This window comes from Ensifer sp. LC163, from assembly GCF_001695855.1.
Taxonomy (GTDB): Bacteria; Pseudomonadota; Alphaproteobacteria; order Rhizobiales; family Rhizobiaceae; genus Ensifer.
Genome location: NZ_MBSS01000034.1, coordinates 201,542 through 217,220, shown reverse-complemented (window position 1 = coordinate 217,220; position 15,679 = coordinate 201,542). Strand labels below are relative to the sequence as shown.

The following is a 15,679-nucleotide window of genomic DNA, read 5'->3' as shown; positions in this document are numbered from 1 at the left end:
ATGGGTCTCAGGCTGAAAACCGGCCCTCGCCGGCGAGCTTTGCCAGATTGTCCCATCGATAGGCGGTCTGGTCGTGGTTCTCCCCGCCGAGGCTCACCTGCCCCTGGCCGACCGCGACGGCGCCCAGACGCTCGTAAAACGCCCTGTTCGGGTTGGTGGAAAGCACCCAGGCAAACAGCGACGCCCCGCCCAGCTCCCGGCAATGGGCCGCGACGCTCCGCACGAGCGCCGAGCCGATGCCCGCGCCTTGAAAGTCCTTGAGGATATAGAGCGCATAGAGCTCGCGGTCGAAACGCGGCGGCATCGAGCGGGCTTTTCCATAATTGGCAAAGCCGATCACCCTGTTGGTGCCCATGTCGACGGCAACCAGATGGAAGACGTCGGCAACGCGCATGCGCCTGGCATGGCGCAGCGCCTGTTCCTCGATGCTCATGGCATCGAGATAGGCATCGGAGATCAGCCCGCGAAAGGTCGATCGCCAGGTTTCGACGATGACGGAGGCGATCATCATGATGTCGTCCGGTTCGGCTGGCCGGATGTCGATGCGGCGAAAGCTTTTCATGGCAGAGATATAGGTGGCGCATGGGCGCTTCGAAACAGCCATCCCCGCTGGAAAGCACTCACGGGCGCTCTATCTGCCGATGCCAAGAACAAAACCATCGTATACGCGGTCTTCGTCGTAGCCGTTCTCGGTCTGGGCCTTCTCATCGGCTACAACAACATCCCCGGCGAATGGTATCGGTCGCTGGCAAAACCGGCCTTCAATCCGCCCAACTGGGTCTTCGCCCCGGTCTGGTCGATCCTCTACGTGATGATCGGCATTGTCGGCGCCGCCTGTTTCTTGACCACCGCCGCACCGCCGCGATGTGATTGTGGCTCGCACAGATGATCCTCAACTTCCTGTGGTCGCCGCTGTTCTTCGGCATGCAGGACATCTCGTCGGCATTGATCGTCATCATCGCGCTGCTGATCGCGATCGCCGGCGTCATCGCCGCAAGCTGGCGCAGGGACCGCGCTTCGGCTCTGCTGTTCCTGCCATATCTCGCCTGGGTGGCGTTCGCGACGGTGCTCAACGGCTCGATTTTCCTCATGAATTGAGCTTGTCGCACCGGTGCGGCCGTGCCACTGTCCGTCGATCGATAGGGGAGGCAATGGGCCTCCCACGACAACCAAGGCCGTGTTGACTGATGGACGAGAGCGATCCCCCAGATTTCCGCAGACGCATAAGGGAAAGCTTCGCACGACAGGCGGCCATGGAAACGATCGGCGCGGAATTGACGCTGGTCGAGCAGGGCACGGTCGAGATCGAACTGCCCTTCGACGAGAAGCTGACGCAGCAGCACGGTTTCCTGCATGCGGGCGTGATCTCCGCAGCGCTCGATTCGGCCGGCACCTACGCCGCCTATTCCGTCATCGATCCCGACGCCTCGATCCTGACGATCGAATTCAAGGTCAACCTTTTGTCGCCGGGGCGCGGCGAGCGCTTCCTGTTTCGCGGCGAGGTCACCAAGCCGGGCACGACCATCATCGTCTCCGACGGGCGCGGCTACGCGATCCGCTCCGACGGGCCGGCCAAGCTGATCGCCTCGATGACCGGCACGATGATGGTCATCCGCGGACGCGAGGGTATCGAAGGATGAATTTTGAAATGAAGGACGTCGCCGGCCGCAAGGTTCTCTATGTCATGGCGGTCGATGCCGAATACGGCCCTCATCTGAAGGCGCGGATCGCACCGTTGATGACCGGCGTCGGACCGGTCGAGGCCGCCGTCACCCTGACGAAGGCGCTGGCCGGCCTTGCCGCCAAGGACAGCCTTCCCGATCTCGTCGTCTCGCTCGGCTCGGCGGGTGCCGCCAAACTCGAGCAGACCGAAGTCTATCAGGCGATATCGGTCGGCTACCGCGACATGGACGCCTCGGCGCTCGGCTTCGAGAAGGGAGCAACGCCGTTTCTCGATCTTCCCGCCGTCGTTTCGCTGCCGCACCGCATTCCCGGCATCAAGGAGGCCAAGCTCTCGACCGGCGCCAACATTGTCTCGGGCCCCGCCTATGACGGCATCGACGCCGACATGGTCGAGATGGAGACCTATGCGGTGTTGCGCGCCTGCCAATCCTTTGGCGTACCGCTCATTGCGCTTCGCGGTATTTCCGACGGCAAGGCGGAGCTCAAGCACGTCAACGACTGGACGGAGTATCTTCACGTCATCGACGAGAAGCTTGCTGGCGTCATCGACAGCCTTGAGACCGCGATCGGCACTGGAGAAGTCCGGCTCTGAAAGCCCGGGATTGTCCGGGTGCAATCTAATCGTTGCGCAGAAGACGGGCTTTCATTAAAGGCTCGCCATGATCAAGCTTGTTTGAAGGCCCGACATGACCCAGACAGCCCATCCCGACACCGTTCTCATCGTCGATTTCGGCAGCCAGGTGACGCAGCTCATCGCCCGGCGCGTGCGCGAATCCGGTGTCTATTGCGAAATCGTGCCGTTCCAGTCGGCGGAAGAAGGTTTTCAGCGGCTGAAGCCGAAGGCCGTCATCCTCTCCGGCAGCCCGGCCTCCACCCTCGACATCGGCTCGCCACGCGCTCCGTCGGTGATCTTCGATTCCGGCCTGCCGGTCTTCGGCATCTGTTACGGCCAGCAGACCATGTGCGCCCAGCTCGGCGGCAAGGTCGAAAGCGGCCACCACCGCGAATTCGGCCGCGCCTTCCTCGAGGTCGAAAAGGACTGCGCACTGTTCGACGGCGTCTGGTCCCTTGGCTCGCGCCACCAGGTCTGGATGTCGCATGGCGACCGCGTGACGGCGATCCCCGAGGACTTTGAGGTCGTGGCGACCTCCGCCAACGCCCCCTTTGCCTTTATCGCCGACGAGAAGCGCAAATACTACGCCGTGCAGTTCCACCCGGAAGTGGTGCACACGCCCGACGGCGCCAAGCTGATCGCCAACTTCGTCCACAAGATCGCCGGCATCAAGGGCGACTGGTCGATGTCGGCCTACCGCGCCAAGGCGGTGGACGCGATCCGCAAACAGGTCGGCGACAAGAAGGTGATCTGCGCGCTTTCGGGCGGCGTCGACAGCTCGGTCGCGGCCCTCCTGATCCACGAGGCGGTCGGCGACCAACTGACCTGCATCCTCGTCGACCATGGCCTGATGCGCAAGGACGAGGCGAAGAACGTCGTTTCGATGTTCCAGGAGCACTACAACCTGCACCTCCTGCACGTCGATGCCTCCGACCGCTTCATCGGCGAATTGGAAGGCGTCAGCGATCCGGAAACCAAGCGCAAGATCATCGGCCGGCTGTTCATCGAGGTGTTCGAGGAAGAGGCAAAGAAGCTCGGCGGCGCGGATTTCCTTGCCCAGGGCACGCTCTACCCCGACGTTATCGAAAGCGTTTCCTTCACCGGCGGTCCGTCGGTGACGATTAAGTCGCACCACAATGTCGGCGGCCTGCCGGAACGCATGAACATGCAGCTGGTCGAGCCGCTGCGCGAGCTGTTCAAGGACGAAGTCCGCGTGCTCGGCCGCGAACTCGGCCTGCCCGACAGCTTCATCGGCCGCCATCCCTTCCCGGGACCGGGCCTCGCCATCCGCTGCCCGGGCGGCATCAGCCGCGAGAAGCTCGAGATCCTGCGCGAAGCCGACGCGATCTATCTCGATGAGATCCGCAAGGCCGGCCTTTACGACGCCATCTGGCAGGCGTTCGCCGTGCTGCTGCCGGTCCAGACGGTCGGCGTGATGGGCGACGGCCGCACCTACGAGTTCGTCTGTGCGCTGCGCGCCGTCACCTCGGTCGACGGCATGACGGCGGACTTCTACCACTACGACATGGAATTCCTCGGCCGCGCGGCAACGCGCATCATCAACGAGGTCCGTGGCATCAACCGCGTGGTCTACGACGTGACCTCGAAGCCGCCTGGCACGATCGAGTGGGAGTGAGGGAAACGGCGATGATAGGCGGCTCTAGCGTAGAATTTCGCAGAAAATACAATGATTTGCGGGCAGGGCCGGCTGCTAGCCAGGGCACATTATCAATGGAATTGACAAACCTATCAAGTCATTGAAATCGTTAAGTTTATCGGAGCGCCTGGCGCAGCTCGCAGCTTGTAGCAGATCACTCTGACGGTACTTTTGACGGTGCTTTTCGTATCCGACAGAGCATTCTAAAAAGTACCGTCATTCGTTTTTAGGGTTTGACGGCACTTTTCTGTGTGTCAACGCTTTGAAATATATAACGAAAATTGCCCGTAGCATGACATTTCCGCGCTGACGGTACTTTAGTTATCGACATACATAGTTTCAGCTTTGGCTGCGGTACCGATGATGTTCCGGACCCGATCGCATATCGTCGGATGGCACCGTCGCATCATCTATCAAATGTTGTCCCGACTGCTGCCGGATCTGCGATGGAGAGAAGCGTCGACCGCATCCAGGCCGGAGCTTGGACCGCGGTAGATGCGAGCGTCTTTTTATCGTTGGGAGAAAGATGAGGTGCCGCGATCTGTGCAAGCTCGGCCGCGCGCGCCGGCCCAAGCTGCCCGGAGCAATCAAATGCTTATCCGCCCGCGTGGTCGTTGCCACCGTGCGCGGCGATGAACATGGTGACGGCCGACCGGCAATAGGATTCGATTTCGTTGTCGTCCTCTGCTCTCGCCTCATCGAAGCGTGCGATAATCAGGAGATCGGATCCTTTGAAAAGCGCGGCAAACAAGCGGGCGGACCGAAGAGGATCGGGCACGTTCAGAACCGCCTTCGCGTGCAACTGACGCAAGAGGGCCTCGATTTGGGCGATGACATGGGCGGGGCCGGCTTCGTAATGGAGCTTGCTTAACGACTTTTGATTCGTCTTGTCGGCCATAACCATGGCTTCGACACTGCGGACGTCCGGGCTCAACAGCGTGCGAAGCAGGGATGATCCCGCCACCATGAGCTGCTCTTCGGCCGATCCCTCGACGCCTTCAAAAAGGGCCTGTGGTGCAAACTGATGGCAGCGGGCCGCGATGGCCGCGCTGAACAGCGCCTCCTTGTTCTCGAAGTGCCGATAGATGCTGAGCTTGGATATCTTCGCTCGCTGGGCGACCTTGTCCAATGTCGCCGCTTGAAAACCCAATTCCACAAAGAGTTCGTATGCTGCGTCGACAATCGTTTGGCCGAGCGCCTGGTTGGCGGGCCGGCCGCGTCGGCCCTGGCTGTTTTCGGTCACGACAATTCCAGTCCTTGACAGTATCCTAATTCTTGAATTACGATACCATACAGTTTCTAAAATGTGCAAGCCATTGGGTAGGTTTCAACGATGTCCTCCAAATCCGGGCCGCCCGGCGATATCGAATGCGGCATCGTCCGGTCGGTCAACACAGTGATGTGCGACTTTCTCGCCGATGCCGAAGCCCTGCTCGCTGCCCGTCTCGAGCGCGTATCGCTGGACGATATTTCGCGCTAGGCCCAGCCCAATCCCCTCCATCCACAACACGGAGCTTATCACCATGGATGACGTCATCATCATCGGCGGCAGCTTTGCCGGTCTCGCCGGCGCCCTGCAGCTCGGCCGTGCCCGCCGCAAGGTCACCGTTCTCGATACCGGCCTGCCGCGCAATCGCTTCGCCGGCCACTCGCATGGCCTGCTCGGTCACGATCACAAGCCACCGCTGGACATCCTGGCCGAGGCGCGGCAGCAACTGGCGCGTTATCCCACGGTCAGGCTGGTCAATGCTCGGGCCGACAGCATCTCCGGCACCATCGACGATTTCTCTGTCCTCACTGCCGATGGCGAAAGCCTTGGGGCGCGCCGCCTGATCCTGAGCTATGGCGTCGCCGACCAGATGCCTGATGTTCCGGGCTTTGCCGAAGGCTGGGGCACCTCCATCGTGCCGTGCCCCTATTGCGACGGTTTTGAAGTCGCCGGCCAGCATTGGGGCCTCGTCTGGTCCGGCCCGCAGTCGCACAATCATGTCAGGCTCTTCCACGATTGGACCGAAACGTTGACGCTCTTCGCCGATGGTCACGACATTCCGCCCGATATCCGGGAGGATCTGGCGCGCCGCAACACACCTGTCGTCGATGGCCGGATCATCGAGATCGCCCATCACGGGGGCCATACCGCCAACGTCAAGCTCGATACCGGCGCCAATGTTGCGGTTGACATCCTGTTCGCGCATCCGCGCAACAAGCCGTCCGCAAGCCTGCATGAATCACTGGGCCTCGCCACGGTCAATACGCCCCTCGGCATCGCCCTCAAGGTCGACGAGCGCCGCGAAACCAGCATGCCCGGCATTTACGCCGCGGGCGACCTCGCCAACCCCCTCATGCCCTCGGTCACCACGGCATCATCGCACGGCGCGATGGCGGGTATCTTCGCCCAGCAGTCGATGCTGGTTTGAAAGCACAGATTCCCTTCTCCGGTTGCCGCGGGCTATCATATTCTGAAGGTTGCGGGCCGGTGCCACGGAACGCGGGCCCCCTCTCCCCTGAGGGGCGTCTTTGGCCGGTCAGCCGTCTCGAAGGGGCAGTTGAGCAAAACGATTCCTAGGCTCAGGCCGGTCCGCAAACGGTCCCAAAAGACCCACAGGCTTTCCACAGGTTATTCAACCTCCCCCGGCCCCCCTCCGGGAAGAAGTTCAGCAAGTGAGGGCGCGACATTGCACCTTGAACCGTGCTGTCGCGCCCTTGGAGCGGGTGGGTCTTGAGGTGTCCAGTTTATGCTACCGGGAGTGTCCAGTTTGCACTGTCAGCGGTATCCAGTTCACCTACAAACGGAGAGGGATGGCGCTTGGATGACGCTGCCGCGGCGGGTCGCGTTGTGGCGCGCGCTGTGCTATGAAAGTTAGTGACGGTACTTTCTTCGTTCGCTGTGAAATCCACCTGAGTTGCCCAAAGTGGGTCCGGAAAAGCGATCGACTTCGATAGATGCCGAAACCGCACAAAAAATTTTCGTGCTATTTTTCCCTTTGAAATCAAGACTGTAACGTTTTGACGGCCCATGGGTCGGCTTCTTGCGCGGCAACGAATAAAAAACCTAGCTATATCAATGGCCTAACTAGATTTAGAACAATCGAGTGGGAATAGGCCCGTCGCGCAGGACCTGATCTGCATCAGGCAAGAGCATTTGAAAGGGCGTGCCACGGCGCCCTTTTTGCGTTTCCGATAGCGAAGCAACTACATCCAAGCCCGATCGGCGCTTTGGTCGCTCCTATAAGGGGCGACCCTCCTTTCGGCATGCCGCTTTGGCTCCTGCAACAAAAGCTCTCGAAAACAATAGTATTTACTAATCAATCAGTATGCACTAATCATTTTACCATGATTGAAGCCGCACCCATCACCACCATCATGCGCGCCCTTGCTGATCCGACCCGGCGCGCCGTGTTCGAGCGCATCACCAATGCCGACGAAATCACGGTGGTCGAACTGACGCGCGGCAGCGGCGTGACGCAAGGCGCCATTTCGCAGCACCTCAAATCGTTGAAGCAGGCGGGTCTCGTCACCGAGCGCCCCGAAGGCCGCAACGTCTACTATCGCGCCCAACCCGAGGGCCTCGAGCCGCTGGTCGACTGGATGAGCCATTACGGCGTCTTCTGGCGGGAACGGTTTGCAAACCTGCGCACTCTCTTGAAGGAGATCGATCCATGAATGAAGTAGCGTTGCAGCCCCACACGCAGGACATCGTGGTCGACGAGGTCTTCCCCCACGCCCCGGAGACGATCTGGAAAACGCTAACAAGCGGTGCGTTGATGAGCCGCTGGATGATGGTTCCGACAGGCTTCGAGCCGGTCGAGGGCAGTCGTTTCACCTTTCAGACGACGCCGGCCGGCGCCTGGGATGGTGTCATCCACTGCCAGGTGTTGGAGGTGCTGCCAAACGAACGGTTCGTCTACGCCTGGAAGGGCGGACACGAAGGCAACGCCGGCTATGGCTCGCGGCTGAACACCGTCGTCACCTGGACGCTAGCCAGGGTCGACAACGGAACGCACCTTCGCCTCGTCCATTCCGGCTTTGTGACGCCGAGAAACGACACGGCCTACAGGAACATGAGCGAAGGCTGGAAGAAGGTTCTGCGGCAGATCGGTGCCGTGACCGAAGGGCAGGACTGAGACCACGCCCAAAGCCTGACGCGGGCGCCGTGCCCGCGTCCGGACGCGTCCTATTCGGCGCGGGGCGCTGCGGCGCCCGTCTGAACAGCAGCGAAACAACCGTCTGCGATGCCCGACCATCGAGCGCGCTCGATGCCGCGCGCGCATTCCCGACCCCAGAGCGCAAGGAGCAATGACATGAGCAAACCCTACACCGGTGGATGCGCCTGCGGCGCGATCCGCTATGAAATCTCCGGCGAACCCGTCGTCTCCAGCGACTGCCAATGCCGCGACTGCCAGCGCGAGAGCGGCACCGGCCATGGCTCGCACCTGACCTTTCGCCGCGAAGGGGTGAAACTTGAAGGCGAAGCGGCACAGTGGGACATGGTCGCCGACAGCGGCAATGTGAAGACCAGGGCCTTCTGCCCCACCTGCGGCTCGCCTGTTTACATGACCCTGGCGGCAAAGCCCGAGTTCTTCGTCATCCGCGCGGCGAGCCTCGACGATCCTGCCCGGTACAAGCCGCAGGTGGTGTTTTACAGCAGCCGCGGCTACGCCTGGGATCAACTTGACCCGGCGCTGCCGAAATTCGAGAAGATGCCGCCGATGTAGTGTGCCGGGGAAAAGGGTATCGAAGTTTTCGCGGGCGTGCCTTGGCATGCCCCGCCTCCATCCCCATCTGCTAGCGACCGACCAAAAGAAACGACGGGACATGACCAATCGACTTGCCGTTGATGGAGGGTCGCATGCCGATCGACCAGTTTTCCCTGGACCTGGGGCCGCCGTCACCACGACGGTCCCTCGACCTGCTTTATTTCGCCATACTCCCTGGCGCTGCCGCCGCCGACACGGCTTTGCACTTGGCGCGAGACGATCAGGAGAGGCACGGGGCTGCGGGCGAGATCTACGATCCCGACCGGCTGCACGTCTCGCTCCACCGGGTCTGGAAAGGGCTCGGATTGCCGAATGAGGCCGTCCACTACGCCACGCGCCTCGGCGCACGTGTCGATGCGGCATCTTTCGACATCCGGTTCGATCGGCTCGTCAGTATCGACCAGGGTCGCCGATACCCAAGGATATTGACGTGCGGAAGCGGAAGCCAGCTGCTCGATGAGCTGGTGAACCAGCTTTCCGATGGCAAGGCTCCGGGAGGCGAGGTCGTCCCGCATATGACGCTCTATTACGGCGATCGCTTCGCGCCCTACACCGACTTGGGAACGCCCATCACCTGGACGGCGCTCGACTTTGCACTGGTCCACACCCGCAAGGGCCTCAGCGAAACCAAGGTTCTCCGACGCTGGCCGCTTTCGAGGCGGACATGAACCAGTACGGTTGAGACGTGTTCGGAATTGCCGAACCGTAAGTCCGCCTTCCGGCGGCTAGTGCGAACAGCAGGCGACTGTCATCTTCTCTCCATCGAAACACCTTTCGGCACACGCCGACAAACAGGAGAGACCAATGCTTCGTTTCCTCATCACCGGCGCAACAATCGCCTTCGCCGTCCCGGCGCTCGCTCTGTCCGCATCGCCGAAGGAGGACCAGGGGCGGTGCTCGAAATCCACGTCGTAGAGGGTCAGCGCGATGCCGACACGGCGGACAAAGGGGGGAATCCTATTGGCCGATCACGATCATGTGCGGGTTCCCGTCTGGTGCGAGCGCCACCAGAAGACACCGACCGCACGGTAAAAGTCAAAGCCTTGCTCCGCCGCCGCCAAGGTCTGCGCCCCCCGTTTCTAGCCACTTGCAGAGCATATCGGGAATGCCGATAAGCCTACGAAACGAGACAAGCGGGGGAGACCATGGACATCTCGGAAATCATCATCGCCGGCGACACCGCAGGCATCGAATGGCGCCTGCCGGTCTTCCGTTTCAAGGGCAAGAACCCCGACGCGCCGAAAACCTATATTCAAGCGGCGCTGCACGCCAACGAACTGCCGGGGACGGCACTCGCTCATTTCCTCCTGCAGATGCTTGCCGAGGCAGAGAAGAACGGCGCCATTCTCGGCGACATCACCGTCGTGCCGCAGGCCAATCCGATCGGTACCGCGCAATCGCATTTCGGCGAGTTGCAGGGCCGGTTCGATCTCGGTTCGCGCACCAATTTCAACCGTGATTTCCCGCTGATCGCGCTCGGCGAGCGCGACAGCCTTCTGAGCGATCTCGAGCGCCACTCGGCGACGGATCGCCTGAAACGGCAATTGCTGCACATGGCGCTCGGCGCCGAGCTGATGCTCGACCTGCACTGCGACGACGAAGCGCTGCAATATGCCTATATCGATGACGCCTTCTGGCCGGAAGCCGCCGACCTCGCCACGGCGCTCGACATGGAAGCGGTGTTTCTTTCCGATGGCGAAAGCTCCGCCTTCGAAGAGGCTGTCGCCTACGCCTGGAAATATGAGACGGCGGGTCAGAAGAAGACGAGCCTGCCCGGGCGGCTTTCCGTCACGGTCGAGCTTCGCGGCACACGCGACGTCTATCCTGAGATGGCACGCAAGGACGCCGAGGGCGTCTTGCGCTTCCTCGTTGCGCGCGGCGTTGTCGCCGGCGACAGGGCAGCACTTCCCGCGTTCAGTGGCATCATCGCACCGCTCGACAACATCGAAATGATCCGCGCCCCGGAATCCGGCGCCATTCTCTTCCACCGCGACATTGGCGACAAGGTGAAGGCCGGCGATCTGCTCGTGACGATCCTTAATCGTCCCGGCCGGCCGGACGGCGCCATCGAAGTCCGCGCCCCGCAGGACGGGTTGATCGTTACCCGGGTATCGACAAGGCTCGCCCGTCGGCGCTCGGACCTGATGAAGATTGCCTGCGCAACCGCCTCCAGCGCCGCACGCAAGCCGGGGCCGCTGGAAGCTTAAAGGAAACGCCGCACCGTGGCTTTTATCCGGAACGCCCGCAGGGCGTTCCGGTGTTCACGGCGCCATCGTGGCGGTCATCTTCGGACTGTCGAGAAGGATGGTCGAGCGCAGCGTCTTGATCTCGCCGATCTGCTCGAACTCGCTCCACAGCAGCCGCTTGTAGTCGGCGACATCGCGCACGGCGATCTTCAGCAGGAAGTCGAAATCGCCGGCAACCGTGTGGCACTCCACCACTTCGGGCATGCGCGACACCAATTCGATAAAGCGTTGCCCGACCTTGCTTGCGGTTCGCTCCAGCGTCACTTCCAGAAAAGCCTGAAAGCCCACCCCTGCCGCCTTGGGGTCGACGACGACCGTTTGCCGGATAACACCTGCCGAATAAAGCCGCGCCAACCGGCGCGAAAGCGGTGCCGGCGATAGGCCGACGCGCGCCGCAAGCTCGTTGTTGCTTCGCGACGCATCCTCGACAAGCAACCGGATGATCCGCCTGTCGATCGCGTCGAGTTCGGTCGTACCACGCTCCGCCATCGGCCAGCCCTTTCCTCACATTTTCCAGGGTCTGCGCAAATCAGCAAAAGAAATGCGCCGATCTACGCAATTCGATCTAGGCGAATATTGTCCCTGCGGCAAATCCGGCGTCGATTTTGCGCGATCATTGCCTTAATGAAGAAGTCTGTCGAGCAGCCGGAGTGCGGCTACCCGCACGACCTTCTCGACCGCTCATCGCTATTCTGTCACTGCCAAGGGGGAATTCCGGCATGTTCGACGCTCTGACCCGCCAACCCGACGATCCGTTGCTGGCCCTGATCGGGCTCTATCGCAGGGATGAGCGCCCCGGAAAGGTCGATCTCGGCGTCGGCGTCTATCGCGACGAAACCGGCCACACGCCGATCTTCCGCGCGGTCAAGGAAGCGGAAAAGCGGCTTCTCGAAACGCAGGACAGCAAGGCCTATGTCGGTCCCGAAGGCGATCTCGTCTTCGTCGATCATCTCTGGACGCTGGTCGGCGGCGACACGGTCAACCGAAGCCATCTTGCCGGCGTGCAGACGCCGGGCGGCTCCGGCGCGCTCCGGCTTGCGGCCGACCTCATCCGCCAAATGGGCGGCAAGCGCATCTGGATCGGCCTGCCGAGCTGGCCGAACCATGCCAGCATCTTCAAGGCAGCAGGCCTCGAGACAGCCGGCTATCCGTTCTTCGACGTGCCGTCCCAGACCGTGCTCTTCGACAATCTGATGAGCGCGCTCGAGGGTGCCTCGGCCGGCGACGCCGTGCTGCTGCATGCCGGCTGCCACAATCCGACGGGCGGCGTGATCACCGAGGCGCAGTGGCTGGAGATCGCGGCGGTTGCCGCCGAGCGCGGCCTGCTGCCGCTGATCGACCTTGCCTATCAGGGCTTCGGCCGCGGACTGAACGAGGACGTTGTCGGCCTTCGCCACCTCATCGGCATCGTGCCGGAAACCCTTATCGCCGTCTCCTGCTCGAAGTCGTTCGGGCTCTACCGCGAGCGCACCGGCGCCATCTTTGCCGTGACCACCTCGCCTTCGTCGGCCGACACGGTTCGCTCCAACCTCGCCGGTCTGGCCCGCACCAGCTACTCGATGCCGCCGGATCATGGTGCTGCCATCGTGCGCACCATCCTGTCGGACGCTGACCTCGCGCGCGACTGGAGAGAAGAGCTCGAAACCATGCGCCAGCGCATTACAGGCATTCGCCGGTCGCTTGCCGAAGGCCTGCGCGACCGCTGGCAGGCGCTCGGCGCCATTGCCGGCCAGGAGGGCATGTTCTCGCTGCTGCCGCTTATGGAAGCGGATGTCATGCGGCTCAGGAACGAGCACGGCATCTACATGCCGGGCTCCGGTCGCATCAACATTGCCGGGCTGAAGACGGCCGAAGTCGATGACGTCATCGGCAAGTTCAAGAACCTCTAAGGACTGACGAAGACGATGAAGGCCGAGCGAATGATCGATGCAAACGAGGTGCCCGCCGAGCGCCACCGCCTCTACGAGGATGCGCTGGCGATCCTGACGGGCACACTGATCATGTCGCTCGGCGTCATCATCTACAGCAAGGCGATGCTGCTGACGGGCAGTACCTCGGGCCTCGCGCTTCTCTTGCAATATGCGACCGGCGCGCAGTTCTGGCTGGTGTTCTCGCTCATCAATCTGCCGTTCTACATCCTGGCGATCAAACGGCTCGGCTGGATGTTTGCGCTGCGCACATTCCTTGCCGTCACCCTCGTGGCGCTGTTTTCGAAGTTGACGGCGGGTTGGGTGGAGTTCGCCAGGCTGGATCCGATCTATGCTACCATTGTCGGCGGCGGGCTGATGGGCACCGGCCTGCTGATCCTCTTTCGCCATCGCACCGGGCTCGGTGGCATCAATATTCTGGCGATCTATCTGCAGGAGCAGTTCGGCATCCGCGCCGGCTATTTCCAGCTTGCCGTGGACCTTGCAATCCTTGCCGCGGCCTTCTTCGTGCTGCCGCCGGCCAACCTGGTTCTGTCGGTGGTGGGTGCGGCCGTCGTCAACATGACGCTCGCCATCAACCACAAGCCGGGCCGCTACGCCGGCGTGACCTGAGACACCACAAGCTCTTCCCTCTGTCCGAGAGGGAGGCTATCACTCCCGGCACGGATTTGCCGCAAGGCAGGAAAGGCATGGGAATGACGGTCACGATCTACGGCATCAAGAACTGCGACACGATGAAAAAGGCGCGCACCTGGCTCGACGGCCAGGGCATTGCCTATCGCTTCCACGATTACAAGGCCGAAGGGATCGATCGCGCCCGTCTCGAGCGCTGGTGCACGGAGGCAGGCTGGGAGATCGTGCTCAACCGCGCCGGCACCACTTTCCGCAACCTGGCCGATGCCGACAAACAGAACCTCGATGCCGACAGGGCAATCGCGCTGATGCTGGCGCAACCGTCGATGATCAAGCGCCCGGTGCTCGAAGCCAACGGCAATCTGCTGATCGGCTTCAAGCCGGAGCTCTACGAAACCCTGCTCGACAGGGCGAACGCCTGACGCCTGGAGAGGCACGATGTCCAAGACCACCCGCGCGACGCAGACGCTTGCCAAGGCCGGCGTTGCCTTCACCGTCCACACCTACGACTACGACCCGAACGCCGAACGCGTCGGCCTGCAGGCGGCGGAAGCGCTCGGCGAGGATCCGAGCCGGGTGTTGAAGACGCTGATGGCCGAGGTCGACGGCAAGCCGGTCTGCTGTGTCGTGCCGTCCGATCGCGAAGTCAGCATGAAGAAGCTGGCCGCAGCCTTCGGCGGCAAGTCGGCAGCGATGATGAAGCCGGCCGATGCCGAACGTCTGACCGGGTATCATGTCGGCGGCATCAGTCCGTTCGGACAGAAGAAGCTGGTGCCGACCGCGATCGAAGAGGCTGCCCTTTCTGAAACGCGGGTCTACATCAACGGCGGTCAGCGCGGCCTTCAGGTGCGGCTTGCGCCCGGCGACGCAAGGGCCGCGCTGAAGGCCGTGGCGGCGTCGCTGATCGCCTGACGCTCGCCATCAAAACATCATGGACGCCGGCTAGACCTCAGATCCTCGAAGTCCTTGAAAGCCCGTCCATGCTGTCCGGATTGATCCTGCGCCCAAAGCGTTTCGCCCGCCGCCTCACCATTGCGATCGCGGTCGTCGCGACAGCCACCGTGCTTTATCTGGTCGCGCTGCAATGGACGGGCAACTTCCATACGCTCGTTGCCGGCGAAGTCTACCGGTCGGCCCAGCCGAGTTCGAGTTCGATTGCCGCCTATTCCAAGAGCTACGGCATCCGCACCATTCTCAACCTGCGCGGCGAAAGCAATGCACGCTGGTACCGCGACGAAGCGGCGGCCGCCGAGCGCAACGGCATCCGCCTCATCAATTTCCCGATGTCGTCGTCGTCCGCCATCAGCCTTGCCGAGACAGAGACGCTGATGGCGATCCTGCGCGATGCGCCGAAACCGCTCCTGATCCATTGCAAGGCCGGTGCGGACCGGACGGGCCTGGTCTCGACGATCTACCTGCAGCAGATCGCCGGTGTGGATGAAGAAACGGCCGAATGGCAGCTATCGCCGATCTACGGCCATGTGGCGCTGCCCTATCTCTCCTCGACCTTCGCCATGGATGAAACCTGGGAGGCGCTGGAGAAATCCTTCGGCCTCGACAGTTAAAGCGCGTAGCGATCCTTCAGACTCGCCTACTGCGCTTTAAGCTCTTGTTTTTGCGCATGTCGTTATCGCAAAACCGCTGCACACTTTTGCGCGACATGCCTTAGAGTTCTACCGGAGTTTGGTGAGTAGGCTCGCCAGTTGCAGCGCTTCGTCCGCACTCAGTTTCGCGCCGACATGGGCTTCTATCGAGCCGGAGTAGATCTGCCACATGCGCGCGCGCATCGCGCGCCCCTCGTCGGTGACGACCACCCAGTGTCCGCGCCCATCGGCATCGAAAGCCTCGCGACGGACAAGCCCTTCCCGCTCCAGGCGATCAATCAACCGCGAGAGATTGTATTGGGCAAGCAAGGTGCGGGACTCGATCTCGAAGGGGCGCAGCTTGCCGCCTTCCGCCTGCACCAGTTCCCAGAGCACGTCATACCAGCCGAGCGGCGGCAGGTCGGCCCTCTTGAAGTCGACTTCGATCGCCCAAAGCACGCGCCGCTGCGCGCGCATGAGGCCGACCCAGGCCTGCGTGACGGCCGGTGTCGGCCGCGGCGCTGTGTTTTTTGGAACATCGCTCATAGATGCAATTACATCGATCTTGAAACTATTGGC

At 62.0% G+C, this 15,679-nt stretch carries 21 protein-coding genes and 1 pseudogene; 17 read left to right on the top strand and 5 right to left on the bottom strand.

Annotation, left to right across the window (positions count from 1 at the left end):
* Positions 1–7: 7 nt before the first annotated feature.
* Positions 8–511 carry a GNAT family N-acetyltransferase gene (locus BC360_RS23670; RefSeq protein WP_320416835.1) on the bottom strand — a complete coding sequence of 168 codons (504 nt, stop codon included), beginning with the start codon at positions 509–511 and terminating at the stop codon, positions 8–10.
* Here BC360_RS23670 and BC360_RS33070 point away from each other — a divergent pair.
* The 5 genes from BC360_RS33070 to guaA all read left to right on the top strand — a co-directional run bounded on the left by BC360_RS33070 (position 404) and on the right by guaA (position 3,932).
* Positions 404–889 carry a TspO/MBR family protein gene (locus BC360_RS33070; RefSeq protein ID WP_320416834.1) on the top strand — a complete coding sequence of 162 codons (486 nt, stop codon included), beginning with the start codon at positions 404–406 and terminating at the stop codon, positions 887–889. The two genes, BC360_RS23670 and BC360_RS33070, sit on opposite strands and share 108 nt — an antisense overlap.
* The gene (locus BC360_RS33065; RefSeq protein WP_320416833.1) at positions 886–1,098 is read left to right on the top strand and encodes a TspO/MBR family protein; all 213 of its coding nucleotides are present in this window, start codon (positions 886–888) and stop codon (positions 1,096–1,098) included. Before BC360_RS33070 ends, BC360_RS33065 begins: the two co-directional genes overlap by 4 nt.
* 89 nt (positions 1,099–1,187) lie before the next feature.
* Positions 1,188–1,640, top strand: coding sequence for a PaaI family thioesterase (locus tag BC360_RS23660; RefSeq protein WP_065783184.1), 453 nt, complete (start codon positions 1,188–1,190; stop codon positions 1,638–1,640).
* Positions 1,637–2,275 (top strand): 5'-methylthioadenosine/S-adenosylhomocysteine nucleosidase, encoded by a 639-nt coding sequence (locus BC360_RS23655; protein WP_065797099.1) that lies wholly within the window; start codon positions 1,637–1,639, stop codon positions 2,273–2,275. Before BC360_RS23660 ends, BC360_RS23655 begins: the two co-directional genes overlap by 4 nt.
* A gap of 94 nt (positions 2,276–2,369) precedes the next feature.
* Entirely contained in the window at positions 2,370–3,932 is a 1,563-nt protein-coding gene (guaA, locus tag BC360_RS23650; RefSeq protein WP_065797098.1) for a glutamine-hydrolyzing GMP synthase, read from the top strand.
* A gap of 616 nt (positions 3,933–4,548) precedes the next feature.
* Here the strand turns inward: guaA and BC360_RS23645 are convergent.
* Positions 4,549–5,196 (bottom strand): TetR/AcrR family transcriptional regulator, encoded by a 648-nt coding sequence (locus BC360_RS23645; protein ID WP_065797097.1) that lies wholly within the window; start codon positions 5,194–5,196, stop codon positions 4,549–4,551.
* A gap of 90 nt (positions 5,197–5,286) precedes the next feature.
* On the opposite strand from BC360_RS23645, the gene BC360_RS32230 reads away from it, so the two are divergent.
* The 6 genes from BC360_RS32230 to BC360_RS23620 all read left to right on the top strand — a co-directional run bounded on the left by BC360_RS32230 (position 5,287) and on the right by BC360_RS23620 (position 9,378).
* Positions 5,287–5,433, top strand: coding sequence for a hypothetical protein (locus BC360_RS32230; protein WP_161491391.1), 147 nt, complete (start codon positions 5,287–5,289; stop codon positions 5,431–5,433).
* A 43-nt stretch (positions 5,434–5,476) separates the two neighbouring features.
* On the top strand, positions 5,477–6,370 hold the full coding sequence (locus BC360_RS23640; RefSeq protein ID WP_065797096.1) for an NAD(P)/FAD-dependent oxidoreductase: 894 nt from the start codon (positions 5,477–5,479) through the stop codon (positions 6,368–6,370).
* Between the two features lie 916 nt (positions 6,371–7,286).
* Complete coding sequence (locus BC360_RS23635) at positions 7,287–7,616, top strand: ArsR/SmtB family transcription factor (RefSeq protein ID WP_065797095.1); 330 nt, start codon at positions 7,287–7,289, stop codon at positions 7,614–7,616.
* Positions 7,613–8,077 carry an SRPBCC family protein gene (locus BC360_RS23630; RefSeq protein WP_065797094.1) on the top strand — a complete coding sequence of 155 codons (465 nt, stop codon included), beginning with the start codon at positions 7,613–7,615 and terminating at the stop codon, positions 8,075–8,077. Before BC360_RS23635 ends, BC360_RS23630 begins: the two co-directional genes overlap by 4 nt.
* 177 nt (positions 8,078–8,254) lie before the next feature.
* Positions 8,255–8,668, top strand: coding sequence for a GFA family protein (locus BC360_RS23625; RefSeq protein WP_065783175.1), 414 nt, complete (start codon positions 8,255–8,257; stop codon positions 8,666–8,668).
* 134 nt (positions 8,669–8,802) lie between these two features.
* A complete protein-coding gene (locus BC360_RS23620) occupies positions 8,803–9,378 on the top strand; it encodes a 2'-5' RNA ligase family protein (RefSeq protein WP_065797093.1) in 576 nt (191 codons plus the stop codon).
* Between the two features lie 192 nt (positions 9,379–9,570).
* On the opposite strand, the pseudogene BC360_RS32845 reads toward BC360_RS23620, so the two are convergent.
* Positions 9,571–9,688, bottom strand: a pseudogene (locus BC360_RS32845) (glutathione S-transferase family protein); the annotation flags it as partial.
* Positions 9,689–9,855: 167 nt separating this feature from the next.
* Between BC360_RS32845 and BC360_RS23615 the strand changes: the two are divergent.
* The gene (locus tag BC360_RS23615; RefSeq protein WP_065797092.1) at positions 9,856–10,917 is read left to right on the top strand and encodes a succinylglutamate desuccinylase/aspartoacylase family protein; all 1,062 of its coding nucleotides are present in this window, start codon (positions 9,856–9,858) and stop codon (positions 10,915–10,917) included.
* 54 nt (positions 10,918–10,971) lie between these two features.
* Here the strand turns inward: BC360_RS23615 and BC360_RS23610 are convergent, their stop codons facing one another.
* Positions 10,972–11,445, bottom strand: coding sequence for an Lrp/AsnC family transcriptional regulator (locus BC360_RS23610; RefSeq protein WP_065783172.1), 474 nt, complete (start codon positions 11,443–11,445; stop codon positions 10,972–10,974).
* Positions 11,446–11,675: 230 nt separating this feature from the next.
* Between BC360_RS23610 and tatA the strand changes: the two genes are divergently transcribed.
* From tatA to BC360_RS23585, 5 genes are all read left to right on the top strand, one after another.
* Positions 11,676–12,845 carry a tyrosine aminotransferase gene (tatA, locus tag BC360_RS23605; RefSeq protein WP_065797091.1) on the top strand — a complete coding sequence of 390 codons (1,170 nt, stop codon included), beginning with the start codon at positions 11,676–11,678 and terminating at the stop codon, positions 12,843–12,845.
* 30 nt (positions 12,846–12,875) lie between these two features.
* On the top strand, positions 12,876–13,496 hold the full coding sequence (locus BC360_RS23600) for a YitT family protein (RefSeq protein WP_139110170.1): 621 nt from the start codon (positions 12,876–12,878) through the stop codon (positions 13,494–13,496).
* A gap of 83 nt (positions 13,497–13,579) precedes the next feature.
* Complete coding sequence (locus BC360_RS23595) at positions 13,580–13,939, top strand: ArsC family reductase (protein WP_065797089.1); 360 nt, start codon at positions 13,580–13,582, stop codon at positions 13,937–13,939.
* A 16-nt stretch (positions 13,940–13,955) separates the two neighbouring features.
* A complete protein-coding gene (ybaK, locus tag BC360_RS23590) occupies positions 13,956–14,429 on the top strand; it encodes a Cys-tRNA(Pro) deacylase (RefSeq protein WP_065783168.1) in 474 nt (157 codons plus the stop codon).
* A gap of 68 nt (positions 14,430–14,497) precedes the next feature.
* A complete protein-coding gene (locus BC360_RS23585) occupies positions 14,498–15,082 on the top strand; it encodes a dual specificity protein phosphatase family protein (RefSeq protein ID WP_208858213.1) in 585 nt (194 codons plus the stop codon).
* Positions 15,083–15,190: 108 nt separating this feature from the next.
* On the opposite strand, the gene BC360_RS23580 is transcribed toward BC360_RS23585, so the two are convergent.
* Positions 15,191–15,646, bottom strand: coding sequence for a MarR family winged helix-turn-helix transcriptional regulator (locus tag BC360_RS23580; RefSeq protein WP_065783327.1), 456 nt, complete (start codon positions 15,644–15,646; stop codon positions 15,191–15,193).
* Positions 15,647–15,679: the final 33 nt, after the last annotated feature.

What these genes read in the sequence shown, in the direction of transcription:
- BC360_RS33070 (WP_320416834.1), top strand. Translation starts at nt 404, where the DNA reads ATGGCGCAGCGCCTGTTCCTCGATGCTCATGGCATCGAGATAGGCATC.
- BC360_RS23670 (WP_320416835.1), bottom strand. Translation starts at nt 511, where the DNA reads ATGATGATCGCCTCCGTCATCGTCGAAACCTGGCGATCGACCTTTCGC.
- BC360_RS33065 (WP_320416833.1), top strand. Translation starts at nt 886, where the DNA reads ATGATCCTCAACTTCCTGTGGTCGCCGCTGTTCTTCGGCATGCAGGAC.
- BC360_RS23660 (WP_065783184.1), top strand. Translation starts at nt 1,188, where the DNA reads ATGGACGAGAGCGATCCCCCAGATTTCCGCAGACGCATAAGGGAAAGC.
- BC360_RS23655 (WP_065797099.1), top strand. Translation starts at nt 1,637, where the DNA reads ATGAATTTTGAAATGAAGGACGTCGCCGGCCGCAAGGTTCTCTATGTC.
- guaA (WP_065797098.1), top strand. Translation starts at nt 2,370, where the DNA reads ATGACCCAGACAGCCCATCCCGACACCGTTCTCATCGTCGATTTCGGC.
- BC360_RS32230 (WP_161491391.1), top strand. Translation starts at nt 5,287, where the DNA reads ATGTCCTCCAAATCCGGGCCGCCCGGCGATATCGAATGCGGCATCGTC.
- BC360_RS23640 (WP_065797096.1), top strand. Translation starts at nt 5,477, where the DNA reads ATGGATGACGTCATCATCATCGGCGGCAGCTTTGCCGGTCTCGCCGGC.
- BC360_RS23635 (WP_065797095.1), top strand. Translation starts at nt 7,287, where the DNA reads ATGATTGAAGCCGCACCCATCACCACCATCATGCGCGCCCTTGCTGAT.
- BC360_RS23630 (WP_065797094.1), top strand. Translation starts at nt 7,613, where the DNA reads ATGAATGAAGTAGCGTTGCAGCCCCACACGCAGGACATCGTGGTCGAC.
- BC360_RS23625 (WP_065783175.1), top strand. Translation starts at nt 8,255, where the DNA reads ATGAGCAAACCCTACACCGGTGGATGCGCCTGCGGCGCGATCCGCTAT.
- BC360_RS23620 (WP_065797093.1), top strand. Translation starts at nt 8,803, where the DNA reads ATGCCGATCGACCAGTTTTCCCTGGACCTGGGGCCGCCGTCACCACGA.
- BC360_RS23615 (WP_065797092.1), top strand. Translation starts at nt 9,856, where the DNA reads ATGGACATCTCGGAAATCATCATCGCCGGCGACACCGCAGGCATCGAA.
- BC360_RS23610 (WP_065783172.1), bottom strand. Translation starts at nt 11,445, where the DNA reads ATGGCGGAGCGTGGTACGACCGAACTCGACGCGATCGACAGGCGGATC.
- tatA (WP_065797091.1), top strand. Translation starts at nt 11,676, where the DNA reads ATGTTCGACGCTCTGACCCGCCAACCCGACGATCCGTTGCTGGCCCTG.
- BC360_RS23600 (WP_139110170.1), top strand. Translation starts at nt 12,876, where the DNA reads ATGATCGATGCAAACGAGGTGCCCGCCGAGCGCCACCGCCTCTACGAG.
- BC360_RS23595 (WP_065797089.1), top strand. Translation starts at nt 13,580, where the DNA reads ATGACGGTCACGATCTACGGCATCAAGAACTGCGACACGATGAAAAAG.
- ybaK (WP_065783168.1), top strand. Translation starts at nt 13,956, where the DNA reads ATGTCCAAGACCACCCGCGCGACGCAGACGCTTGCCAAGGCCGGCGTT.
- BC360_RS23585 (WP_208858213.1), top strand. Translation starts at nt 14,498, where the DNA reads ATGCTGTCCGGATTGATCCTGCGCCCAAAGCGTTTCGCCCGCCGCCTC.
- BC360_RS23580 (WP_065783327.1), bottom strand. Translation starts at nt 15,646, where the DNA reads ATGAGCGATGTTCCAAAAAACACAGCGCCGCGGCCGACACCGGCCGTC.